The organism is Desulfotignum balticum DSM 7044, assembly GCF_000421285.1.
In the GTDB taxonomy this organism is placed as follows: Bacteria; Desulfobacterota; Desulfobacteria; order Desulfobacterales; family Desulfobacteraceae; genus Desulfotignum; species Desulfotignum balticum.
Window position 1 is genome coordinate 3083431 of record NZ_ATWO01000001.1, and the last position, 25083, is coordinate 3108513.

20 protein-coding genes are annotated in these 25083 nt (G+C 53.1%); 11 read left to right on the top strand and 9 right to left on the bottom strand.

The window, feature by feature from the left end:
- Positions 1–43: 43 nt before the first annotated feature.
- Both K365_RS0115400 and K365_RS0115405 read right to left on the bottom strand, forming a co-directional pair.
- Positions 44–1588, bottom strand: a complete 1545-nt coding sequence (locus K365_RS0115400; RefSeq protein ID WP_024335297.1) for an AmpG family muropeptide MFS transporter — start codon at positions 1586–1588, stop codon at positions 44–46.
- 25 nt (positions 1589–1613) lie between these two features.
- Complete coding sequence (locus K365_RS0115405; protein ID WP_024335298.1) at positions 1614–2453, bottom strand: MBL fold metallo-hydrolase; 840 nt, start codon at positions 2451–2453, stop codon at positions 1614–1616.
- A gap of 199 nt (positions 2454–2652) precedes the next feature.
- Here K365_RS0115405 and K365_RS0115415 point away from each other — a divergent pair, with 199 nt between their 5' ends.
- The 4 genes from K365_RS0115415 (at position 2653) to K365_RS0115430 (ending at position 7109) form a co-directional block, all read left to right on the top strand.
- Positions 2653–4500 carry an acyl-CoA dehydrogenase family protein gene (locus tag K365_RS0115415; protein WP_024335299.1) on the top strand — a complete coding sequence of 616 codons (1848 nt, stop codon included), beginning with the start codon at positions 2653–2655 and terminating at the stop codon, positions 4498–4500.
- A gap of 13 nt (positions 4501–4513) precedes the next feature.
- Positions 4514–4816, top strand: coding sequence for a phasin family protein (locus K365_RS0115420; RefSeq protein WP_006968261.1), 303 nt, complete (start codon positions 4514–4516; stop codon positions 4814–4816).
- A 12-nt stretch (positions 4817–4828) separates the two neighbouring features.
- The gene (locus tag K365_RS0115425) at positions 4829–6529 is read left to right on the top strand and encodes an ABC1 kinase family protein (RefSeq protein ID WP_024335300.1); all 1701 of its coding nucleotides are present in this window, start codon (positions 4829–4831) and stop codon (positions 6527–6529) included.
- A 76-nt stretch (positions 6530–6605) separates the two neighbouring features.
- Complete coding sequence (locus K365_RS0115430; protein WP_024335301.1) at positions 6606–7109, top strand: hypothetical protein; 504 nt, start codon at positions 6606–6608, stop codon at positions 7107–7109.
- A gap of 111 nt (positions 7110–7220) precedes the next feature.
- Here the strand turns inward: K365_RS0115430 and ahcY are convergent, their stop codons facing one another.
- Both ahcY and metK read right to left on the bottom strand, forming a co-directional pair.
- A complete protein-coding gene (gene ahcY, locus K365_RS0115440; RefSeq protein ID WP_024335302.1) occupies positions 7221–8666 on the bottom strand; it encodes an adenosylhomocysteinase in 1446 nt (481 codons plus the stop codon).
- 133 nt (positions 8667–8799) lie between these two features.
- A complete protein-coding gene (gene metK, locus K365_RS0115445) occupies positions 8800–9972 on the bottom strand; it encodes a methionine adenosyltransferase (RefSeq protein ID WP_024335303.1) in 1173 nt (390 codons plus the stop codon).
- Between the two features lie 233 nt (positions 9973–10205).
- Here metK and K365_RS0115450 point away from each other — a divergent pair, with 233 nt between their 5' ends.
- The gene (locus K365_RS0115450) at positions 10206–11189 is read left to right on the top strand and encodes an adenosine kinase (RefSeq protein ID WP_024335304.1); all 984 of its coding nucleotides are present in this window, start codon (positions 10206–10208) and stop codon (positions 11187–11189) included.
- A gap of 96 nt (positions 11190–11285) precedes the next feature.
- On the opposite strand, the gene lon is transcribed toward K365_RS0115450, so the two are convergent.
- Positions 11286–13715: an endopeptidase La gene (gene lon, locus K365_RS0115455; protein WP_024335305.1), complete on the bottom strand. Its 2430-nt coding sequence runs from the start codon at positions 13713–13715 to the stop codon at positions 11286–11288.
- 181 nt (positions 13716–13896) lie between these two features.
- Here lon and K365_RS0115465 point away from each other — a divergent pair, with 181 nt between their 5' ends.
- The 4 genes from K365_RS0115465 (at position 13897) to hysD (ending at position 17506) form a co-directional block, all read left to right on the top strand.
- Complete coding sequence (locus K365_RS0115465; protein WP_281167793.1) at positions 13897–14286, top strand: YbgC/FadM family acyl-CoA thioesterase; 390 nt, start codon at positions 13897–13899, stop codon at positions 14284–14286.
- Positions 14287–14455: 169 nt separating this feature from the next.
- Positions 14456–15415, top strand: coding sequence for a NiFeSe hydrogenase small subunit (hysB, locus tag K365_RS0115470; protein WP_006968270.1), 960 nt, complete (start codon positions 14456–14458; stop codon positions 15413–15415).
- Positions 15416–15445: 30 nt separating this feature from the next.
- Positions 15446–16888 carry a NiFeSe hydrogenase large subunit HysA gene (gene hysA, locus K365_RS0115475; RefSeq protein ID WP_024335307.1) on the top strand — a complete coding sequence of 481 codons (1443 nt, stop codon included), beginning with the start codon at positions 15446–15448 and terminating at the stop codon, positions 16886–16888.
- Positions 16889–17038: 150 nt separating this feature from the next.
- Entirely contained in the window at positions 17039–17506 is a 468-nt protein-coding gene (gene hysD, locus K365_RS0115480) for a NiFeSe hydrogenase maturation protease (RefSeq protein WP_006968272.1), read from the top strand.
- Between the two features lie 68 nt (positions 17507–17574).
- Here the strand turns inward: hysD and hypE are convergent, their stop codons facing one another.
- Genes hypE through K365_RS0115500 form a run of 4 tightly spaced genes read right to left on the bottom strand, consistent with a single transcriptional unit; the run spans position 17575 to position 22319 of the window.
- Positions 17575–18594, bottom strand: a complete 1020-nt coding sequence (gene hypE, locus K365_RS0115485; protein WP_024335308.1) for a hydrogenase expression/formation protein HypE — start codon at positions 18592–18594, stop codon at positions 17575–17577.
- 17 nt (positions 18595–18611) lie between these two features.
- Positions 18612–19697 carry a hydrogenase formation protein HypD gene (hypD, locus tag K365_RS0115490; RefSeq protein WP_024335309.1) on the bottom strand — a complete coding sequence of 362 codons (1086 nt, stop codon included), beginning with the start codon at positions 19695–19697 and terminating at the stop codon, positions 18612–18614.
- Positions 19688–22102 (bottom strand): carbamoyltransferase HypF, encoded by a 2415-nt coding sequence (hypF, locus tag K365_RS0115495; protein ID WP_029725401.1) that lies wholly within the window; start codon positions 22100–22102, stop codon positions 19688–19690. The genes hypD and hypF overlap by 10 nt, the downstream gene beginning before the upstream one ends.
- Positions 22068–22319, bottom strand: a complete 252-nt coding sequence (locus K365_RS0115500; RefSeq protein WP_024335311.1) for a HypC/HybG/HupF family hydrogenase formation chaperone — start codon at positions 22317–22319, stop codon at positions 22068–22070. Before K365_RS0115500 ends, hypF begins: the two co-directional genes overlap by 35 nt.
- 347 nt (positions 22320–22666) lie before the next feature.
- Between K365_RS0115500 and K365_RS0115505 the strand changes: the two genes are divergently transcribed.
- Together K365_RS0115505 and K365_RS0115510 are read left to right on the top strand one after the other, a co-directional pair.
- Positions 22667–23929 (top strand): radical SAM protein, encoded by a 1263-nt coding sequence (locus K365_RS0115505; protein WP_034625049.1) that lies wholly within the window; start codon positions 22667–22669, stop codon positions 23927–23929.
- Positions 23926–25038 carry a hydroxymethylglutaryl-CoA lyase-like TIM-barrel protein gene (locus K365_RS0115510; RefSeq protein ID WP_024335313.1) on the top strand — a complete coding sequence of 371 codons (1113 nt, stop codon included), beginning with the start codon at positions 23926–23928 and terminating at the stop codon, positions 25036–25038. The genes K365_RS0115505 and K365_RS0115510 overlap by 4 nt, the downstream gene beginning before the upstream one ends.
- Positions 25039–25083 lie beyond the last annotated feature (45 nt).

A 25083-nucleotide genomic window follows, 5' to 3' on the forward strand; every position in this document is an offset into this window, starting at 1 on the left:
CCGCTTCTAAGTAAAAAAAAGGACTTTTTTTGTCAACAATTATTTATTTTGCCACGTCCAGATGCCGGCTGCAATACCCCACCAGGATCAAAACCGGCAGTCCCATCAGAAAGGTGATAAAAAAGAAGGCCGGATATCCCATCGCATCCACCATGGTGCCGGAATACCCGCCGAACAGTTTGGGAACCAGGGTCATCAAAGAACTGAACACCGCATATTGAACCGCGGTGAAACGGATGCTGGTCAGGCTGGACAGAAACGCGACAAATGCGGCCGACGCCAGCCCGGCCGCCAGGTTGTCCGCCGCGATCACCACATACAAAAGAAACAGGTTGTGCCCGTAAAAAGCCAGCACCATGAACAGCAGGTTGGTGGCCGACGCCAGCAAAGCCCCCAGAAACAGGATCCGGATCACCCCGAATCGAATGGACAGCAGTCCTCCGGCAAATCCCCCGGCAATGGTCATGAAAAGGCCGAAGGTTTTCACCACGCTGGCGATCTGCGATTTTGAAAATCCCAGATCCTGGTAAAACACATTGGATATCACACCCAGCACGATATCGGAAATTCGATACAACCCGATCAAAGCCAGTATCAGCCAGGCCAGCATCAGCCGGTACCGGCTGAAAAAATCCAGCACCGGCGCCACATAACTGTCAGTCACCATTTTTTTATTGACCAGACGGAAGAACAGCCCCAGCCGGCCCACCAGAACCGCCGCCAGAATGCCTGCGCCCAGGCGGACACATTCCACCATGAACCCGCCCAGGGTCGCATTGTTCATCCATTGTCCCAACTGAATTCTGATATCCTCAAGAAATATGCCGGATGCATAAAACACCAGTCCGAACGCAGCCACTGCTACGCCGAACAAGGCCAGACCGGCCAGATAGGTTTTGGCTCCATATGCGTCCGCCGGATTGTATTCCGATGCCGGTTCATCAATGACCAGAGCCGTGGTCATGCCCACGGCCATCATCCCGGCCATGATGAGATAGGTGGCCTGCCAGGCTTCAAACCGGTACCCGCCTTTGGTGGAGCCGAACCACTCCGCCAGAACCAGGGCCCCGGCCCCGGCCACAAGCATGCCGATGCGGTATCCACCGATATACGCCGAAGCCATCATGGCCTGAAGATCCACAGACGCGGATTCAATGCGATAGGCATCGATGACGATATCCTGGGTCGCCGAAGAAAACCCCAGCATCACGGCGGCCAGGGCCATGAAAACCAGGGGATGCTGCCCGGCGGCCGGATCGGTACATGCCATCCACACAATGGCTGCGGCAATTCCCGTCTGGGCCGCCAGAATCCAGCTTCGTCTGCGGCCCAGTTTCCGGGTGAGCCAGGGAATGGGCATCTGGTCCACCAGAGGGGCCCACACAAACTTGAATGAATATCCCAATGCGGCCCAGGAAAAAAAGGTAACTGCCGACCGTTCCACGCCGGCCTCCCTGAGCCACAAAGACAAAGAGGAAAAAATCAATAAAAGGGGCATGCCCGCGGAAAAGCCGAAAAAAAGCATGGTAATCACCCGGGGATGACAAAATGCCTTGACAGCGGTTTGCCATCTTTTTTGTGAAGGCATGTTTTCCCGGTCTGGATCTGTTGATTCAAAGGACAATTTCAAGATCGCAGGCCACCCCGAAGCACCGGGTTTGACTGTTTCTGGATGAAAAAAACCGGTTGCCCTCTTTGACAATGGCATCCATTTCCATATCCGTGCGATCCTGGTTCAGATGCGTGAGTCCCAGCTGACCGACGCCGGCTTTCAATGCCAGATCCAGCACATGGGGAATGGAAGAATGTCCCCAGCCTTTGCGGCGCCGATACTCATCCTGAGTGTATTCCGCATCGTGAATCAGCACATCCGCATTCATGGAAAACTGTCGGTACGCATCCGTTCCCCGGCTCTGGGGATGATCGAATCCCAGCTCATTGTCCGTTAAAAACACAAACGTACTGCCGTTTTCTTTGAACCGGTATCCAAGCGTGCCGGCGGAATGACTGTTGGGAATGGTATCGATCTGCAGCGACCCGATGTTGAAACTATCGTTGAGCCCCGAATCAAATTGAATATCCGCTTGCAGCTCTGACAGCCGGATCGGAAAAAAAGGCGGTGACATCATTTGCTCGAAAACATCTTTTAAGGTGGCCCGGCCAAAGGCCCGGTTCTGAATAATCAGCTGATTTTGCCTGTGAAGCAAGGGTTTAAAAAACGGAAACCCCAGCAGATGATCCCAGTGGCAATGGGTTTGCAGCATAAAATACCGGGTGATATTTTTTTCCAGAAGAAAATTACCCAAGCGCCGGATTCCGGTTCCGGCATCGACAATCACGGTCTCGCCGGATCCGGCTGTGATCTGAAGGCAGGTGGTATCTCCACCATAGGCAACATACTGCCTGCCTGATACCGCTATCGATCCCCGGGAACCCCAGCACCTAACAATCATGGCTCTCCTGCTTTATTCTTCTATCCGCCACCGCATTTTTGACAATCATCCATATGATTGCATACCATCTTATGAATCCATCAATAAATCAATCTTTTTTTTCCCGGCACCCGTTGACAACCCCCTGGTTTTTGCCTAATGAAAGAAGGCAGACAGACCGGTTAAACTATAAACACCCATGAAAAGGGAGCATGTTCACATGGCACAATTGATCGCTGACCGCAGAGATGTTGATTTTGTCCTCCACGAACAGATCGGACAGGTGGATCATGAAATCTTTGCTGAATTCAATAAAAAAACCGTTGATCTGATTGTTTCCGAAGCCCGAAACCTGGCGATAAAAGAGATTCTGCCCACCTTTAAGGAGGGAGACGAGCAGGGCTGTATTTTGGAAAAAGGCAAGGTCACAGCACCTGAATCCTTTAAACGGGCCTGGCGGCTTTTCTGTGAAGGCGAGTGGCTGGCCATGTGCGATGACCCGGAGGTGGGGGGTCAGGGCATGCCGAAAACCGTGGGCACGGCAGCCCTGGAATATATGGTGGGGGCCAATTCCGCTTTCATGCTCTATTACGGCATGACCCACGGGGCTGCCAAACTGGTGGAAGCATTCGGGGATGAGACCCAGAAACGGCTGTACATGAAAAAAATGTTTGCAGGCGTCTGGGGCGGCACCATGCTGCTCACCGAGCCTGAAGCAGGATCTGATGTCGGGGCCCTGACCACCACGGCGGAAAAAAATCCGGACGGCACCTATTCCATCAAAGGAGCCAAGATTTTCATCTCCGCCGGAGAACATGATCTGTGCGACAACATTATTCATCCGGTCCTGGCAAGGATCCCGGGGGCACCGGCCGGCACCAGAGGCATCTCTTTGTTTCTGGTCCCCAAATATCGGGTGAATGATGACGGTTCTTTAGGGGAGTTCAACAACGTGGTGTGCACGGGCCTGGAAAAGAAAATGGGTATCCACGGCAATGCCACGGCATCCTTGTCTTTAGGCGATAAAGGCCCGTGTATCGGCACGTTGCTGGGGCAAGAGAACAAAGGCATGCCGGCCATGTTCAAGATGATGAACGAAGCCCGGGCCTTTGTGGGGCTCCAGGGATTTGCCGTGGCTTCCGCGTCTTACATGTATGCCCTGGACTATGCCAGAACAAGAATCCAGGGGCGGCATCTGACGGCCGGCAAAGACCCGGAAGCCAAAAACGTTCCCATTATCCAGCATCCGGATGTCAAGCGGCAGCTGCTCAACATGAAGGCCTGTACTGAAGGCATGCGGTCTTTGCACTATTATTACGCCTGGTGCAACGATGTGGTTCACACCACGGACGATGCCCAGGTCAAAGCCGACACCGCCGCCATGGTGGAGGTGCTCACCCCCATTGTCAAGGGCTATGTCACGGACAAGGCCCTGGAGGTCTGCTCCCACGGGGTCCAGATCTACGGCGGATACGGGTATATCAGCGAATATCCCGTGGAGCAGCTCATGCGGGATGCACGGATTTTCATGATCTATGAGGGCACCAACGGGATCCAGGCCATGGATCTGTTAGGCAGAAAACTGTCCATGAACGGCGGAAAAGCGTTTCAGTACTTTATTGACCGCATGAAACAGACCATTGAACAATTCAAAGACACGGAAGGGGTTCAGGATCTGAGCACGAAAGTGTCCCATGCCGTGTCCCGGCTGGAGGCACTGGCCAAAGAGATCGGTGCCCGGTCCCGGTCGGAAAAGGTATTGAATGCCTATGCCTTTGCCCACCCGTTTCTGGAAGTGACCGGAGATGTCACCTTTGCCTGGATGCTCTTGTGGCGGGCCGGGGTTGCGGCCCCCAAACTGGCCAAAAAAACCGGCACCCTGGACAGAAATGCAGTGGCCCGGACAGCGGGAAAAAACAAAGACGCCGCGTTTTATGCCGGACAAATGGAAACGGCCCGGTTTTTTATTCATACACTGTTGCCGGCCACCTATGGTAAAATGGATGCGATTCTGGATGGAGATCCTTGTGTGGAACATATCCAGGATCTGTCTTTTGGATCCAAATAACAGGAGAAAAATCATGTTTGAATATGTTAAAAAAAGTCTGCTCACCGGCGTGGGCATGGCCCTGCGTTCCAAATCCGAGATCAAAGAACTGGCCGAAGAACTGGCCAAATCCACCCAGATGAGCCAGGCGGAAGCCAAAGAGTTTCTGGAAGAATGCCAGCATCGATACGAGGATGCCAGAGTGAAACTGGACCGGCGCATGGAAGAAACCGTGGAAAAAATACTCAAACGGCTGGATCTTCCCACCCGGGCTGACATCCGGGATCTGAATACCCGAATTGACGATCTGGTCAAAAAAATAGAAGCCAGAGACTGATACCGTGTTTTCATGCTCAGCATCAAAAAAATAGGTACTGTGGGAAAACGGTACCGGAATCTGATCCGGTACCGGCAGATCATCGGCATCATTCTCAAGTATGGTTTCGACAACATCCTGGGTGCCCTGGACATTGACCGGTACATTGAATCCGGCCTGAAACTGATTCCGTTTTACCACCCCCATGAACGGGTGGAAAAACTGTCCCGGAATCAGCGGATCCGCATGGCTTTAGAGGAGCTGGGTCCCACATTTGTCAAAATGGGGCAGGTGTTGTCCTCCCGGCCGGATTTAATTCCCATGGACCTGGTCAATGAGCTGTCCAAACTCCAGGATGAGATCCCTGCCTTTGGATTTGATCAGGTCAAAGAAACCATTGCCGCGGAATTCGGCAAACCATGGGATGCGGTGTTTCATTCCATGGATGAAATCCCGTTTGCCTGTGCATCCATCGGTCAGGTGCACCGGGCATCGGTCACGGGTGAGGACCGGCTGGCCGTCAAAATCCAGCGCCCGGGCATCAGAAAAATCATTGAAGCCGACCTGGAGATCATCCATCATCTGGCCGGCATCATGGAAAGAAACATCCAAGAAGTGGCGTTTTACCGGCCCGTGAAAATTGTGGAAGAATTTGCCAAAACCATGGAAAAAGAACTGGATTATACCATCGAGGCCGCCAGCATGGAACAGATGGCCCGCCAGTTCCGCCATGACAAAACCATCCACATACCCGGAGTCTTCCCATCAGTATCTTCTGAACGGGTGCTGGCCATGGAGTTCATCAACGGTATCAAGGCCAGTGATATCGATGCCATTGACCGGGCCGGTCTGGACCGGAAACGCATTACCCGGCGGGGCGCGGATTTCATCATGAAACAGGTGTTTGAGCATGGATTTTTCCATGCCGACCCCCACCCGGGAAATATCTTTATCATGGAAAACAACCGGATATGTCCCGTGGATTTCGGCATGACCGGTTTTCTGGACATAAGCACCCGGGAACTGTTTGTGGATATCATTCACGCGGTTGCCACACACAATGCCAGGCGGGCGGCCCGTGTCTTATGCGACCTGTGCGACTATGAAACCCACCCCGATATGATCCGGCTGGAAAAAGACGTGGCCCTGTTTATATCGGTTCATCTGACCAAATCCTTGAAAGACATCAAAACCAGTCGAATGGTCAACCAGTTCATCGGGCTTTGTACCCTCCACAGCCTGAGAATTCCGCCGGATCTGTTTTTGATGATGAAAGCATTTGTTTCCGTTGAAAACGTGGCCCGGAAACTGGACCCGGATTTCAATATGCTGGGGCATGCCGCGCCCTATGTCACCACGGCCCGGTTTTTAAAGTTTTCGCCGTCAAAACTGGCTGAAGAGATGATGGAACTTGCCAGGGAATCCTATAAACTGATTCAGCATCTACCCACAGATACCCTGGAAATATTGCGACTGGTCCGCCAGGGAAAAATGAAACTTCTCATTGACATTCAAGGGCTGGACAAACTGATCGTCCATCAGGACCAGACCAGCAACCGCATCTCGTTTTCCATTATTATTGCGGCGTTGATTTTAGGATCCGCCATTGTCATCAATTCCGATGTCCCGCCCATGTTGTTCGGGGTATCGGTCATCGGCATCGCCGGATTTCTGGCGGGCGGGATCATGGGGATCTGGCTTCTGGTGGCCATTGTCAAAAAAGGACGTTTATAAAATCGTGGGTCGGATTGTCATGATCCTTATGAGAATGTCGTAACCGGCCCTTTAACCCATTTAAGGAAATATTGCCATGAAAATCACCGACCCCGGAATCATTCAAACCGGAGAAAAAAACCTCATTGCAGCGGTACAAAAACATCTGGATTTAGAGACTGTCAAGAAAATTCTCATGGATCGCATGGCTGAAACCTCATTTGCATCCAAAGGAGGGCAGATCGTGGTGCACAACAACCAGATCGCCTTTCAGCTGGATTTTGATCTCAAATTAAGCGGCAGCCTTTTGTTTGACCGGCAGGGCAATTTCATCCCTGATACCTCGAAATCCGATGAAACCATGCCCGCCTCTTCCGCGTCTGAACAAAAAACCATGGATGATTTAAATGACGATGAAGATGATCTGGCACTTCTGCCGGATGACGACGATCTGGCGGAACCCACGCTTTCAGGTGAACCGGAAGCCGAACTGGACGATCTGGACGAGGACGATCTGGACGAGGATGACATTTTAGATGATGACATCGATGATATTTTAAAAGAAAGCCGTGAATTCTGGGACCAGAAAAAGGATGACTGAAAATGACAAACCCGGCTGCCGGAAAAAAATTTCCGGCAGCCGGGCTGTGTATCCATCATGTGTCATGCATACCAGCGGCATGCGTGAACTTAAAAATGATCTGTCAGATTATTAATACCGGTAAAGATCGGATTTATAAGGCCCGTTAACGGGAACACCTAAATAATCCGCCTGTTCCTGGGTCAATTCGGTCAGTTTCACGGACAGGTTCTTCAAATGCAGCCGGGCCACTTCCTCATCCAGTTCCTTGGGCAGTGTATACACTTTTTTCTCCAGTTTTTCAGACGCCAGTTTGATCTGGGCCAGGGTCTGGTTGGAGAAACTGTTGCTCATCACAAAACTGGGGTGTCCGGTGGCGCATCCCAGATTCACCAGCCGGCCTTCGGCCAGCACAATCACGGAACGTCCGGACTCCAGAACCCATTTGTCCACCTGGGGTTTGATTTTGATGCGTTCGGCCCTGGGGTTGTCTGTGAGATATGCCATTTCAATTTCATTGTCAAAATGACCGATATTGCAGATAATGGCCTCATCCTTCATTTCAGCGATATGTTCGCCCCGGATGACATGGTAATTTCCCGTGGCCGTGACAAACACATCCCCCCGGGTGGCGGCTTCTTCCATGGTCACCACTTCAAATCCTTCCATGGCGGCCTGCAACGCGCAGATGGGATCGATTTCCGTGACCAGAACAATGGCGCCGTATCCTTTCATGGAATCGGCACACCCCTTGCCCACGTCTCCATAACCCGCGATCACCACGGTTTTACCGGCCAGCATCACATCCGTGGCCCGCTTGATACCGTCGGCCAGGGATTCCCGGCACCCGTACAGGTTGTCGAACTTGGACTTGGTCACCGAATCATTGACATTGATGGCCGGAAACAGCAGTTCATTTTTAGCGGCCAGATGGTACAGACGATGAACACCCGTGGTGGTTTCTTCAGACACCCCGCGGATCTTGTCAGCGATCTTGGTCCATTTTTCCGGATCCTTGGCATGGGAAACTTTCAACCGGTCCAGAAGACAGCGTTCATCCTGGCTGTGGGTGGGCTGTTCCAGAATGGACGGATCTTTCTCCACTTTCACGCCCTGATGGATAAACAAGGTGGCGTCCCCGCCGTCATCCACAATCAGGTCCGGGCCGGAACCATCCGGCCAGAGCAGGGCCTGTTCCGTGCACCACCAGAACTCTTCCAGGGTTTCACCCTTCCAGGCAAACACGGCGGCCGTTCCTTTTTTGGCAATGGCGGCGGCCGCATGGTCCTGGGTGGAAAAAATATTGCAGGATGCCCACCGGATGTCGGCTCCCAGTTCATACAGGGTGTCGATGAGCATGGCCGTCTGGATGGTCATATGAAGACTGCCCATGATTTTCAGGCCCTTGAACGGTTTTTCAGGGCCGTATTTTTCCCGGATGGCCATCAGGCCCGGCATCTCTTTTTCAGACAATTGCATGTCCAGGATGCCTTCTTCGGCCAGGTTGATATCTTTGACCTTGTATTTCAATGAATGATCAAGATCAATATAAAATGGGGATTTGGCTTGCTGTAACATATGTTGTAAAACTCCTCTTTTTTTGTGTGTGTATTGCGAATGTTCGACGATCATCTGCATGGTTTTGAAAAAGATAAGGTGCCGGGATCCGGTGTGGACCGGATCCCGAACCAGCTTGTGATCAGATCGTAAATTAAATGCCGGCCAGTTCTTTGATCTGATCGGCTTTGTCGGTTCTTTCCCAGTAAAAATCAGGATCATGGCGGCCGAAATGTCCATAAGCCGCTGTTTTCCGGTAAATGGGACGTAACAGATCCAGGGTTTCAATAATGGCGGACGGTCTTAAATCAAACACCTCTTTGACAATATCCACGGCTTTTGATTCAGGAATTTTTCCGGTCCCCATGAAATCCACCATCAATGAGACGGGCTGGGCCACACCGATGGCATAGGCCACCTGTATTTCACATTTGTCGGCAATGCCGGATGCCACCAGATTTTTGGCCACATACCGTCCCATGTAGGAGGCACTTCTATCCACTTTGGAGGGATCTTTTCCGGAAAAACATCCGCCCCCATGGCTGCCCTGGCCCCCATAGGTATCCACGATAATTTTACGTCCCGTGAGCCCGCAGTCTCCCATGGGTCCGCCGATGACGAACCGGCCCGTGGGATTGACAAAAAACCGGGTATCCCCGTCCATCATCTCTTTGGGGATAATTTTCCGGATCACTTCCTTGATCACGGCGTCTTTCAATTCTTCATAAGTGACGTCATTGTTATGCTGGGTGGAGACCACCACAGCATCCACCCGCTGGGGTTTGCCGTTTTTATATTCAATGGTAACCTGAGATTTGCCGTCGGGCCGCAGAAAATCCAGGGCCCCGTTTTTCCGGACCTGGGTGAGCCGTTTGGTCAGTTTATGGGCATATAAAATCGGCATGGGCATGAGCTCTTCCGTCTCATTGGTGGCAAAACCGAACATGATGCCCTGGTCCCCGGCACCCTGTTCTTTATACAGGCCCGCGCCTTCATCCACACCCTGGGCAATGTCCACGGACTGCTGATCGATACTGGTCACAACGGAGCAGGTTTTCCAGTCAAATCCCATGGTGGAAGAGTTGTATCCGATTTCCCGGATGGTGCTTCGAACCACTTCCGGAATATCCACGTAACAGTCCGTGGTGATTTCGCCGGCCACCATGGCCAGGCCGGTGGTGACCAGAGTTTCACAGGCCACCCGGCAATGCTTGTCTTCCGCTATAATGGCATCCAGAATACCGTCGGATATGGCATCAGCCACTTTATCGGGATGACCTTCAGTCACGGACTCAGATGTAAACAGATATGATTTGTTGTCTGACATATTTCGCTCCTTGTTAAAAATTATTGGACAAACTGTGTCATGGGTTAATCCACAAATGTGATGATTGAAATCCTTTTATACCGAACCGAAACGCATTTGTCAATAGTTATCCAGGAATATATCAATATATGTTCATATTTTGCTGGGAACATAAAAACTCCTTGAATTCCTGGCCGCAATTTTCTATGCTCTGTATCAACCTGCCAATTTTTTAAACACCTGAGGAGAAAAATATGACAACCCAGCCATACAGCAAACGCATCACCGGCATCGGATCCGCATTGGTGGATATACTGATCAATGAATCCGATGATTTTTTAAAACACCTGGGCAAAGAAAAAGGCGGCATGACCCTGGTGGAATCCGCTGATATCAAAGCCATTCTGGCCAAAACCGACAAAACCCCGGCCATTGTGCCGGGCGGGGCCGCCTGCAACACGATTATCGGGATCGGCCGGCTGGGAGGCACAGCCCGGTTTATCGGCCGCCGGGGAGATGACAACTTCGGCACCCTGTTTGAAGATGCATTACGTTCCGCCCGGGTGGAGCCCGAACTGACCCTGTCCCCGTCTCCCACAGGCAGCGTGATCTCCGTGATCACCCCGGATGCCCAGCGGTCCATGTTCACCTATTTAGGCGCTTCCACGGAACTGGAACCCCACCGGATCACGGCATCGCTGTTTGCGGATACAGCCATCACCATGATCGAAGGATATCTGCTGTTCAATCCGGAACTCATGATGGCGGCGGTCCATGCAGCCAAAAAAGCCGGCGCCATGATCGCTCTGGATCTGGCCAGTTTTGAAGTGGTCCATGCCAGCCGGGAAATCCTGGATGACCTGATCAAAGACCATGTGGATATTCTGATTGCCAATGAGGACGAAGCCGAAGCCTTTACCGGTTACGCGGACGAGAAAAACGCGCTCAAGGCGTTATCGGCCCATGTCACTTACGGGGTGTTGAAACTGGGAAAACGGGGCAGCCTGATTTCATTTAACAACACCACCACCCGGATCGATGCCAGGACCGGGAAAGAGGCCAAAGACACCACGGGTGCCGGTGATTTGTGGGCTGCCGGGTTTCTTTTCGGTATTGCCAATGGATTTTCCATTGAAAAAAGCGGGCAGCTGGCATCTGCCTGCGGATACGAAGTCTGCCAGGTGATCGGGGCCCAGATCCCTGAAGAAGGATGGGAACGGATCCGTGCCCTGATCTGAGAATTGACAGTCGTCAGCCTGTTTAACCACGAAGACCACGAAGAAGTCCTTCCTTCGTGATCTTCGTGTTCTTCGTGGTTAAAAAAAATCAAATAATCAGGACTTTTCAAACACCCGCCTGAACACGTCACGGTAAACTTTTACAAAGGAAAAATCGATCCCTTCCTTGATGTGGTCCGGCAGTTTTTCAAATTCACTGCTGACCCCTTCAGGCAGAATGATCTCATGGATACCGGACCGCCGGGCTGCAATGATTTTTTCCTTGATCCCGCCCACGGGCAGCACCTTGCCGGTCAAAGTGATCTCACCGGTCATGGCCAGCGGACGGGGAATCTCCTGACCTCTGGCCAGAGAAACCAACGCCGTGGTAATGGTGATCCCGGCACTGGGCCCATCCTTGGGGGTGGCGCCTTCGGGCACATGCAGGTGAATGAACGCGTCATCAAAATATTCCGGGTCGATCCCGAACAACTTGGGATTGGCCCGCACATAAGACAGGGCAATGGTGGCGGACTCCTGCATCACATCCCCCAGCTTTCCCGTCAGTTTGATGCCCGATCCCTTGTTGTGCACCTTGACCGCCTCAATGGGCAGAGTCACTCCGCCCAGAGCGGTCCAGGCCAGGCCCGTGGCAATGCCCACCCCCTTCATCTGTTCTTCCTTTCTGAACACGGGGGGCCCCAAATATTCTTCCAGGGATTTAATGGTCACCCGGATCCGTTTTTTCTTTTCCTTGAGAATGGTGACAATGCTCTTGCGGATGATCTTGTTGAGCTGTTTTTCCAGCCCCCTCACCCCGGCCTCCCTGGCATAGCCTTCAACCAGATGCCGGATGGTGGGATCCGTGATGGTGATGGTGGTGGCCGCCACCTTGTTACGCTTGAGCAGTTTGGGCCACAGATGTTTTCTGGCGATCTCTATTTTTTCTTCAGTAATATACCCGGACAGATTGATGCGGTCCATGCGGTCCAGCAGCGGACTGGGAATGGTATCCAGGGTGTTGGCCGTACAGATGAACAACACCTTGGACAAGTCCATACGCAGATCCAGGTAATGATCTAAAAACTCGGCGTTCTGTTCCGGGTCCAGCACCTCCAGAAGCGCGGATGCCGGATCTCCCTGGTAAGAGGCCCCGATTTTGTCCACCTCATCGAGCATGATCACGGGATTGGCCACTTTGGAGTCTTTCAGGGCCTGGACCATCTTGCCGGGCATGGCCCCCACATAGGTTCTGCGGTGGCCCTTGATCTCGGCCTCATCCCGCATGCCGCCCAGGCTGAACCGGTAAAATTTTCTGCCCAACGCCTCGGCAATGGATTTGCCGATGGAGGTTTTGCCCACGCCGGGCGGCCCCACAAACAAAATAATGGAGCCGGACACATCTTTTTTATAGACGCCTGCGGCAAAAAATTCGATAATCCGCTCCTTGACATCGGCCAGCCCGGCATGATCCCGGTCCAGCACCTTTTCCGCCCGATCAATGTCAATATTGTCTTTTGAATACACGCCCCAGGGAAACGAGGTGATCCAGTCCAGGTAATTTCTTGTCACCCCGTATTCGGATGATCCGGTTTCCAGGACCGACAGTTTTTCAATCTCTTCGTCAAACCGCTTGACCACATGTTCCGGCGGATCCAGTTCGGCAAACCGTTCCTTGAACCGGTCCACATCCGATGTTTTGTCATCTTTCTGGATGCCCAGCTCCTTTTGAATGGCTTTCAGCTGTTCCTTGAGAAAGAATTTGCGCTTGTTTTCATCCACCTGGGTGTTGAGATCTTTGCGGATCTGGGTCTGAAGCTTGGCGATCTCTATTTCTTTCTGCAACAGCATGAGCACATGTTTCATGCGTTCGATCACAGATTCGGTTTCCAGGACCTCCTGAAGCACATCCCCGGACGCCGTGGTGATACCGGCGGCAAAATCGGTCAACGGAGAGGGCTGATCCGGACTGAACCGGCCCAGATACTGCTTGAGTTCTTCTGAATACAAGGGATTGAGAGACAACAGCTGCTTGATGGAACTGATGATGGAAATGGCATAGGCTTTGAGCTTGTCCTCATCTTCTTCCAGGGGTTTGAAATATTCCACCTGGGCCACAAACGGGGGCTTGTCCGACAAAAATTTCTTGATTTTGAACCGCTCCAGGCCCTGGGCGATGAACTGGATATTGCCGTCCACCTCCACCATGTTCAGAATCCGGACCACACATCCCACTTCAGGAAAATCTTCTTTGTACACATATTTGCCTTTGACTTCGGAGAAATAACTCAAACCCAGCAGGTTATGGGATTCATTAACCGCCTTGACCAGGGTGGGTTCCCACCGTTTTTTGCTCACCACCAGCGGCTGGACCTGGGCCGGCAGGTGCGGTCTGCCCGTGATGGGCACCAGGTACAGGATATCCGGCTTGTGACTCTGCCGGACGAGCTGGCCTCCGCCGGTATTCTGTTCCTTTTCCGTGTTTTCAGTCTCTTCCCCGTCACTGTTCACAATCTCAGGGGTAATGGGTCTGTTATCATCGGTCATAGATCACCTCGGCTGTGTAATTTGGGATTTTTTCAATTGTCAATGACTTATACTATAATATTGTTTTTCCCCATGACAACCCAAAAAGGAGCAATTCACGGTTTTCATGGATGCCGGATGCCTTTTTTTCATGCGCTTGATTTTTTTTTCTCTCCGGTTTATATCTCATTGACACATGACGATGCCGACGCCCCATATATTTCATGCCCAGGTCTATTATGAAGACACCGACCATTCCGGTGTGGTCTATCATGCCAATTATCTGAAATTTTTTGAACGGGCCAGAGAAGACATCATCGGAATCGACACGCTATCCGATATGTGGCACAACAAAGGCATTGGATTTGCGGTCTACAAAACCGAACTGAAATTTCATGACGGCGCTGTTTTCGGGGATCTTCTGGAAATCAGGACCCGATGGGAAAAACAGGGAGAGTATCGACTGGTTTTTTTTCATGAGGCCTGGCGCCCCGGAAAAAAGCGCCCGGCCGTCACGTGCAGCCTGGATCTGGTATGTCTGGGGCCTGAAAAAAAATTGCTGCCCATTCCGGATATTGACTTAAGTTTTTGAACCGGTCTGTTTTAATTATATGCCTGCCTTTTTTATTGTTGACAAGCGGTTTTGATCATTATAGCTTTCACTGATGATAGACCGTCATAACGATAGTTTTCTTATATGATAGGCCGTCATTAACCATCAGCATAAGACAAATCGTTTTAACCGCATCAAGGAGGTGCCCGTGAAAGACAAACAGTCGTTGCCGGATGCGCAACCCAAACTAGCAGGAATTTCCCGACGGAACTTTCTGAAAACCCTGACAGGAACTGCCGCTGGTATCGGTATTTCCCAGGTGTTCAACCCGGCGTTGATCCAGGCCCTGGAAAAGGGGCTGGAACGTCATCCCGTTCTGTGGATCCAGGGACAGGGATGCACCGGATGTTCCGTATCTCTTCTCAACAGTGTGGATCCATCCATTGCCGATGTACTGCTCAAGGTGATCAGCCTTCAGTTCCACCCCACTGTCAGTGAATGTGAAGGGGAAACGGCCATGAACCATGTGTATGAAGTGGCCAATGAATACAAAGGCCGGTTCTCTCTGGTCATTGAAGGGGCCATCCCCGTGGCTGCAGACGGCAAGTATTGTATTTTAGGAGAAATCGGCCACAGGGAAATCACCATGGTGGACATGGTTCAGGAACTCGCTCCCATGGCCGGTTCCGTTCTGGCCGTCGGCACCTGTGCCGCTTTCGGCGGTATCCCGGCCGCCAAAGGGAACGTCACCGGCGCCACGGGTGTCAGAGACTTTTTTAAATCAAAAGACATCACCACACCCGTCGTAAACATTCCGGGGTGCCCGCCCCATCCGGACTGGATCGTAGGATCCATTGTCCATCTGCTCAACGCAGGGATACCGGAACTGGATTATGACGGCCGCCCCACCCTGTTCTTTGGTGAAAACATTCATGACAACTGCCCCCATCTTGACGATTATGATGCCGCGTTCATGGCTGCCACACTCTCAGATCCCAAAGGATGCCGCATGGATCTCGGATGCAAAGGCCCGGACACCTATGCTGACTGCTACCAGCGGAAATGGAACTCCGGTTTGAACTGGTGTGTGAACAATGCCGTGTGTATCGGGTGTGTTGAAGCCGGTTTTCCGGATGCCATGTCCCCATTTTATGAACCCGCCTATTAACGAATCAGACAATTTCAAGGAGGTCTAATTATGGCAGGCTGTCAACCGCAGGCCGAACCGGCTCAGACCGGTAAAAAAATAAAAATCGGCATCGATCCGGTCACCCGGATCGAAGGTCATTTAAAAGCAGAAGTGGAGGTTGCCGGAGGAAAAGTCGTGGATGCCCACATCACCGGCGGCATGTATCGGGGATTTGAACAGATTCTGTACGGCAGAGATCCCAGGGACGCCACCCAGATCACCCAGCGGATCTGCGGGGTGTGCCCCACGGCCCATGCCACGGCATCGGCTTTGGCCTTAGATGATGCATTCGGCGTGGAACTCACGGACAATGGCCGTATCGCCAGAAACCTGATTCTGGGCGCCAACTTTCTGCAGTCCCATATTCTGCATTTCTATCACCTGGCCGCTCTGGACTATTGCAACGGTCCGGACACGGCCCCTTTTATTCCCAGATATGCCAACAACGACATGCGGCTGCCCAAAGAACTCAATGACGTGGCTGTGGGTCAGTACCTCGAAGCCCTGGAAATCCGCAAAATCTGCCATGAAATGGTGGCGCTTTTAGGCGGTAAAATGCCCCATGTCCAGGGGATCGTGGTGGGCGGTTCCACAGAAATCCCCACCCGGGAAGCCCTGAACGCTTATGCGGAACGATTCAAAAAAGTCAGACAGTTTATTCTGGAAAAATATGTTCCCATCGTGTACCTGCTGGCCGGCCCTTACGGGGATCTGCTTAAAACCGGTGTGGGTCACAAGAACCTGGTTTCCTGGGGCGTCTTTCCTCTGGATAACAAAGGCAACACCCTGCTGAAACCCGGGGTTTACACGGATGGCAAAGACTATGCCGTGGATCCGGCCATGATCAAGGAATATGTGAAATACTCCTGGTTCGAGGATTCCACCACCGGGCTCAATCCCACAGAAGGCAAAACCCTGCCCAATCCCAACAAACCCGGTGCTTACAGTTTCATCAAAGCCCCCCGGTACAACGGCAAACCCCATGAAGGGGGACCTTTGGCCAGAATGTGGGCCACGAACCCGGAGCTGTCCGCCACAGGTCAGAAAGAACTGGGCGTGACACGGCTCAGAGATATCGGGGACGCCTGTTTCTCCATTCTGGGCCGCCATGTGGCCAGAGCCGAAGAAACCGCGCTGATTGCATCAGCCATGGAAGAATGGCTGGCCCAGGCCCAGCCCGGCAAGGAAACCTTTGTGCCGGCACCGATTCCGGATTCCGCACAAGGCCTTGGCATGACCGAAGCGCCCAGAGGGGCTTTGCTCCACTACATTGACATCAAAGATCAGAAAATCGCCAATTACCAGATCACTTCCGCCACCATCTGGAACGCCAACCCCAGGGATGACATGGGCCAAAGAGGCCCCATTGAAGAAGCCCTGATCGGTGTGCCCGTGCCGGATGTGAACAGTCCGGTGAATGTCGGGCGGCTCATACGATCGTTCGACCCCTGACTGGGTTGCGCCGTCCACGTGCTGGACGTAGAAACCGGTCGGACCGTTAAAGTAGACGTACCCTTATAAAGGAATCGGGGTCAGGCCTGCGTTATTGTAGTTATTGACCTCAATAACTACAATAACGCAGGCCTGACCCCATCAACATTTATGAAAAAACTACTGGTATTAGGCGTTGGCAACACTTTGATGCAGGATGACGGCATCGGGGTGCATGCCGTGCATGAACTGCTCAAGGAAAAAGAAGACTGGCCACAGGTGGATTTCATCGATGGCGGCACCTTTACCCAGGACATCTTTTACCTGTTTGAAGAATATGAAAATATTCTGGTTCTGGATATTGTCCGGGCGAAACATCCGCCGGGCACCATTTTCAGCCTGGAGGAAAAAGATCTGCGCAAAGATGAAAAACAGATGCTGTCGTTGCATGACATCGATCTGCTGGATTCTTTAGGCATGGCCCAGATGCGGGGCCATCGTCCCTATCTGCGGGTGATCGGCATACAGCCGGATACCATCAACTGGGGCACTTCCCTCACCCCCCCCCTGGCCGATGCAATGCCGGATTTTCTGGCAGCCGCAAAAAAACATATCACAGACATTCTGGAAACCCGATAAGTCCCGGATTCACCGGATGCGCTTTTCAGATTGCTGCCGGGAATCTATTTTCCCGGCAAGCGGTCTTATCAACAGATCCGGGGCAGCTGCTCTCCGGTGAGCATATCCACCAGGCGCTGGCCCCCGATGGCGGTTTCCAGAAACACCTTTCCCGGGCGCTGATCCGTCACTTCTCCGATAATGGCGGCATTTTTGCCGAAGGTATCGGCCTTGATCAGATCCAACACCTTTGACGCCTGTTTTTCCGGCACAATGGCCAGCAGTTTGCCTTCGTTGGCAATGTACAAGGGATCAAATCCCAGCAGTTCACACACCCCGTTGACTGGCTTTTTTATGGGCAGATCTTTTTCAAACAATGTCATTCCCACCCCGGATTGGGAAGCGATTTCATTCAAGGTCGTGCCCACCCCTCCCCGGGTGGGATCTCTGAGCACATGCACCTCACACCCGGATGACAGAATCATTTTGACCATGTGATTCAAGGGCGCGGAATCGGTTTTAAGATCCCCGTCAAAGGTCAAGCCTTCCCTGGCTGTGAGAATGGCAATCCCGTGATCGGCCATGGTGCCGCTTAAAATGATTTTGTCCCCGGGAAGTGCCCGGCTGCCGGATACGTTCACGCCCTCCGGGATCATGCCGACCCCCGAGGTGTTAATGAAAATCTTGTCCGCCTTGCCCCGGGGCACCACCTTGGTATCTCCGGTGACAATCTTGACCCCGGCCCGGTCTGCCGCCGTTGCCATGGATTTGATGATTTCCTGAAAATCGTTTATGGGCAGGCCTTCTTCAATGATCAGTCCCACACTGATGTACAAAGGAATTGCCCCGCACATGGCAATGTCGTTCACCGTGCCGTTCACGGCCAGATCCCCGATATTGCCGCCGTTGAAAAAAATGGGATCCACCACATAGGAATCCGTGGAAAACGCCATCCGGCCGGCCGGCACGGAATACACGGCCCCGTCATCTCCCATGTCCAGATACTCATTGCTGAACAGCGGAAGAATCATTTTGGAAAACAGGGCATGGGAGGCTTTGCCCCCGGCACCATGATCCAGTAATATGGTATTGTTAGTTTCTGCATTCATTTTTATGTTGTTCCTGTTTATCCATAGTTGTAATATGCGGCACAGGCCCCTTCACTGGACACCATGCACGGCCCCACCGGTGTCATGGGGGTACAGACTTTTTTGTACAATGCACAGGCAACCGGAGTTTTCAACCCCATGAGAATCTCTCCGCAGGCACACCCTTTGGGCTCGGCCACGTCTGTGAGGTTCAGCTCAAACTGGGCCCCGGCATCAAACGCCTTGAAATCCGGTTTCAATTCCATGCCGCTGTTTTTTATCAGCCCAATGCCCCGCCACGCCGCGTCACCCACGGTAAACACCTGATGCATCACCTCCCTGGCCTTGGGATTTCCGGATTCTCTCACAGCTCTTGGATAGGCGTTTTCCAGGGCCGGCACACCGGATTCATTCTGGCGCACCAGCATCAGCACGGCGTGCAGGATGTCAATGGGCTCAAACCCCGTGATCACGGACGGGACCTTGTGGGTCTCGAACACGGACCGGTACGCATCCACACCCGTGATCACGGACACATGCCCCGGCAGAATAAATCCGTCAATGGATACCCCTGGGGTGGTCATCAACGCCGCCAGAGCCGGGGGGGTCAGTTTGTTGGCCCCATATATGGAAAAATTGGTCACCTTTTCCTTTGCAGCCATGAGCACGGCCGCCGCAATGGTGGGAATGGTGGTTTCAAATCCCACGGCACAGAACACCACCTGTTTTTCCGGATTCTGCCGGGCAATGGTGACCGCATCAAACACGGAATACACCATGCGCACATCCGCGCCCGCCCCTTTTTGCCCGGCCAAAGTGGTGCCGGAACCCGGCACTCTCATCAGATCCCCGAACGTGGTGACAATCACATCCGGCTGCCGGGAAACTGCCACAAACGCATCGATATCTTTTTGTGCCGTGACACACACAGGGCATCCCGGCCCGGACAGCAACGTGATGGTCTCAGGCAGAATATTCCGGATCCCATGCCGGAAAATGGCCATGGTATGGGTGCCGCACACCTCCATGAGCCGCAGGGTAAGCCGGCTTTCTTTATGAATCGCTGTCACCAGATTTTTGGCCAGGGACGGATCCCTGAATTTTTCCAGATATGTCAATCCCATGAAACCGCCTCCTGTGCCGGTTGAACATTGTTTTTTATAAAATCCGGAAGATCTTTTGACAAGGCCCCGGCAACCGCGGCCTGGCCCAGGGCAATCCCGCCGTCTCCAGGCGGCACCCGGGAATGGGTGTAAACAGACAACCCGCCTTGTTTTAAAGACCCCATCATTGCATTGAAAATCAGACCATTGTTAAACACCCCGCCGGACAGCACCACCTTATCCACCCTGTGGGCTGCGGCAATTCTGTGCGCCGCCTGAAAAAACCCATGCACCAGGGTCTGGTGAAACCGTTGACTGATCTGCTGCACCGGGACCCGGGCACAGATATCAGCCACTATTTCCCGGATACCGGGGATCACATCGATGATCCATTCAACCCCATCTGCCGCCGGGTCCGGTGACCGCAATTCACAGGCATAAGAAGCCGGTTCCGGTGCAAAATCTTTTGTTGTCCCCACAGCCTCCAGCTCCATGGCAGCCTGGCTGTCATAGGAGATCTTATGCCGGATCCCCAGCAAGGAAGACACGGCATCGCACAATCGGCCACAACTGGAGGTTTGGGGCGTGTTCACTTTTTTTTCCATCATCTGACAGACAAAATCCAGGCGGCGGGGATCCATCTCATGGATAAACGGCAGATCCAGATCCGAAAAATTCCGGCCGAACGCCGTATACAACACCGCAGCCGCCATGCGCCAGGGGGCCAGCACGGCCTGATCCCCCCCCGGCATGGGAAGGTATCTTAAATGGGCTTTGCGCACAAAAGTCTTGCGGGTGGCCACAAGAATTTCTCCGCCCCAGATATGGCCGTCCGTGCCCAGTCCCGTGCCGTCCAGCACAATGGCGACCACGGGTTCATCCAGATCGTTTTCCACCATGCAGGACACGGCATGGGCATGATGGTGCTGTACGGCCACCCGGGGAATCTGTTCAGCAAAATGGTCTTTGGCAAACCGGGTGCTCATATATCCCGGATGCAGATCATGGGCCACAATTTCCGGGGTGATATCCAGAATGGTCTTGAAATGATCCAGAGTCTGAACATAGAAATCACACGTTTTCCGGTTTTCCAGATCCCCGATGTGCTGGCTTAAAAACGCCTGATTCTTCCGGGTCAGGCACAAGGTGTTTTTCATGCCGGCCCCGCACCCGAGCACAAAAGGCAGATCTTCTGACAAGGGGATCGGCAGCGGGGCATACCCTCTGGACCGCCGGATAAACCGGGTCTGTCCGGCCTGAACCCGGACAATGGAGTCATCGGCCCGAAAATAGATATCTCTGTTGTGGAGCAGAAAATAATCCGCAATATGGGAAAACGCATCCAACGCATCCTGATTGTCAATGGACAAGGGCTCACCCGGCCGGTTGCCCGAGGTCATCACCAGCACTTTGGGCCCGGCATCCAAAAGCAGGTAATGCAAAGGGGTATAGGGCAGCATCACGCCCACACAGGAATTCAACGGCGCGATCTTTTGCGACAGTCCGGTCTGTGCATCAGACCCTTTTTTTCTCAACAAAACAATGGGCCGGTTAAAACCGGTCAGCAGCTGAAGTTCTTCTTTTGACACATCCGCAAACGCCGACACCGCGGATCCGGACCGGGCCATCAGGGCAAAGGGTTTGTGGGGCCGGTGCTTGCGCCGGCGCAGACGAAGAACGGCGGCATCATCACTAGCATCCACGGCCAGGTGAAACCCGCCCAGCCCCTTGACCGCCAGAATTTTGCCCCGGGCCAGCAGGCGCCCGGCCTGGTGGATGGCCGTATCCGGCCCGGCAATGGTTTGGCCCTTGCTGTCGGTTAAAAACACCTGGGGACCGCACACGGGGCAGGCATTGGGCTGGGCATGAAACCGCCGGTCCGCGGGATTGTCATATTCCGCCTGACAGTCCGGACACATGGCAAACTGTTTCATGGCGGTCTGGGGCCGGTCATAGGGGATGTCTTCGATGATGGTGAACCGCGGGCCGCAATTGGTGCAGTTGATGAACGGATACCTGAAGCGCCGGTCCTCAGGATTTTCCATCTCTTTGAGGCAATCGTTGCACACACACACATCCGGTGAAATCAGGGTTGCCCGGGAAGACCCCGTCCGGCTGGCAATGATTTTAAAGCCGCTGGCGCCTGTGACGGGCACGGACGTGGTTTGAACCCCATCCACCCGGGCCAGCATGGGCGGATGGGCCGTGATCGCTTCCACAAACCGGGTCAGGCTGGCAGGTGAGCCCTCCACCCGGGCCCGGACCCCGAAGGCCGTATTGGAAACCTCTCCTGAAATCTTGTGCCGGGCCGCCAGGGCAAACAGAAACGGCCGGAATCCAACCCCCTGGACCACCCCGCTGATATCAAGCTGACTGGCAATGCAGTCGGAATCAGGCATCTGGGTGTGACGAAAGTTGACGGGCATCGTCCGCCGCCAAAATCCGGCGCATGTCTTCCAGGGTCTGTCGGGCCGCGAATTCATCCAGCTTGCTGATGGCAAACCCGGCATGCACGATCACATAATCCCCGATTTGCGCGTCATCGATGAGTGCCAGGCTGGTTTCCCGGATCACGCCGTCCACAGATACTTTGGCCAGGGTGCCCTGGATTTCGATAATTTTTGAAGGTATGGCTAAACACATGGGATGGGTATTTCCTTTTTAAGATCCATTTCATTTTTTGACCCGATCAATATAGCGCCAAGCCGCTGGGTTGGGCAACACTTAATTTCATGTTTGTTCCTGGTGAATTCATTCAAACCGTCAAGCCATATATCTTGGGCACTTATGACCGTCAAATTATTTTACCACGAAGAGCACGAAGAGCACGAAGAAGGGCTTCTTCGTGCTCTTCGTGGTTTAAAAAAAATCAAATCAATGTAAGTCCATGGTTTATGGTTGCACCCCCCCGGGCATTGATCTATAATCCGATCCAATCATTTAACAGGAGGTAGGGTATTTCTGCTTTAAACACACCGGTTCTCACGGCAGTGGCAGCCGCGGAAAACGGAGACATCTTTGATCTGGAAGGATATGGGGCCGTGGGTTTTTCCGGGGACATGCCTGTGCTGCTGACCCGGTCAGAGACGATTGTTATGCCCCATGGCAGCGAACTGATGATGCTGCCGGACCGGGCGTTGATTGCCTACAACCTGGACCGGGACCGGTTTGAAACCTTGACCCGGAACCCGTATGCGCCGGATGAAAAAATATTTCCTGTGGCCGTGTTCAACTCCCCCGGATATGTGAACCGGCATTTCTGTGCGTATTTTGCGATGTTCGATACCGGGCCTTTACCCCTTTTTTCATACGGGGCCGTGGGATTCGGACGTAGCCGTTTCCGTTCCGCGGCCATTCAGGTGGATACCGAACCCCGGCAGGACCTTCGGCAGATGCCCCGAAACAAAGTGGTCCAGGGGGTCGGACACATGCAGAAAAAATATCCGAACAACCGGTTGATGCGGCATCTGGAAACCTGTGCATTGCAGTATGGATGCCCGGCCGGGAAAAACTTTTTTCTCCAGCGCTATGAAGCGCCCCTGCCCACCTCCCGGGTGTGCAATGCCAACTGCTTAGGATGCATCTCTTTACAGCCCGGCCCCGGCCTGCATGCGTGCCAGGACCGCATCGCGTTCACACCCACAGCCCAAGAGATCGCCCAGGTCGCTTTGGAACATATCCGGCAGGTCCCCAAAGCTGTGGTAAGCTTCGGCCAGGGATGTGAAGGCGAACCTTTGACCGCACACAAAGCCATCGTACCGGCCGTGCAAATGATCCGGGAACAAACCGGCCAGGGCACCATCAACCTGAACACCAACGCCAGCCTGCCCGAACACGTAAAAACCCTGTGCGAAACCGGGCTGGACAGCATGCGGGTATCCATGAATTCCGTGCGGCAAAAAACCTATACCGCGTATTTCAGACCCAAATCCTATGCATGGGAAGATGTGCTCAAAAGCATTGACACGGCCAGGGCCCACAACAAATTTGTGGCCGTCAACTACCTGAACTGCCCGGGGTTCACAGATTCTGAAAAAGAGGCGGCAGCCCTGTTTGAATTCATCCGAAATCATGACATCAACATGATCCAGTGGCGCAACCTGAATTATGATCCCCGACTGTATGTCGATACCATGGAAGCGGTTTCCCCCGGTGGAAAGCCCCTGGGAATGGCGGCATTGATCGAATCGCTGAAACAGACGTTTCCCCGTCTGATCCACGGGTATTTCAACCCGCCAAAGGAGCGGTTTTGAAACAATTTCTGGTCATGGATCAGACTCTTCGGGAAGGCATGCAGTTTCAGGGCGTGGTGTTTTCTTATGATCAGCGCATAAAAATCCTGGAATTTCAGGAAGCCTTGGGCGTGGACATCTGCCAGGCCGGATACCCGTCGGCCCATCCCGGGGAAGCCGCCATGGTCAAAGCATTGGCTGATCATGCCCGGCGTCATAATTTCAACATCAAGGTGGCGGGTTTAGGGCGGGCGTTTCTGCCGGATGCAAAAATTTTAGTGGACACGGGCATCAAAGACATCCATTTTCACCTGCATCTGCCCTCCCATGCCACGGTCAAAGAATCGGAAAAAAAATTATCAGAACTGATTCCTGTCATCGCTTTTGTCCGCAATGCCCGGCCCGATGCCGTCATCAGCCTGGCCATGCTGGACATGGGAAAAACCCCGGCCGATCAATTCAACGCCTGTATCCGGTTTTTATGCCGAAACCGGCTGGCCGACATCCTGTCATTGCCCGACACATCGGGCATTATGGCGCCCAACCAGGTGGCGGACCGGATCAGGGATGCCGTGGCCCTGGCCGGGGATATGGCTGTTTCCATCCATTGTCACAATGACCTGGGCATGGCATCGGCCAACTCTGTCATGGGGATTCTGGCCGGGGCAACCGTGCTGGAGGCCTCCGTGTGCGGCATGGGGGAACGCAACGGCATCGGAGACCTGTATCTCACCTCCCGGATCCTGACGGACCAGAATATCTCATGCCGCTTTGCCTGGGACCCTATCGATCAGGTCCGGGAATATTATTTATATGTGGACGATATTGTCAAACAACAGACCGGCCAGGGCCTGATCCATGCCAAAACGCCTGTGTTCGGGCAGGCGGCCCACACCCATGTGGCCGGCACCCATGCCCAAAATTTATACGGCGCCGGCACCACCCCGGATTTTCACCTGAACCTGTTGTGCGGCAACCATTTGGTGAAAAAATATCTGCAGTGTCACCAAATTAAATTTCACCCGGACCGGATTCCGGCCATCACCGCCGCTGTCAAAGAAATGAGTGCCCAAAAAAACCGGCGCCTGACATGTGAAGAAGTCAAAAAAATTGTTGGGTCTTCAGATTAAATCCATTTTCGGTAAAAAAACAATTTGCAAAAAAAAACCTGATTT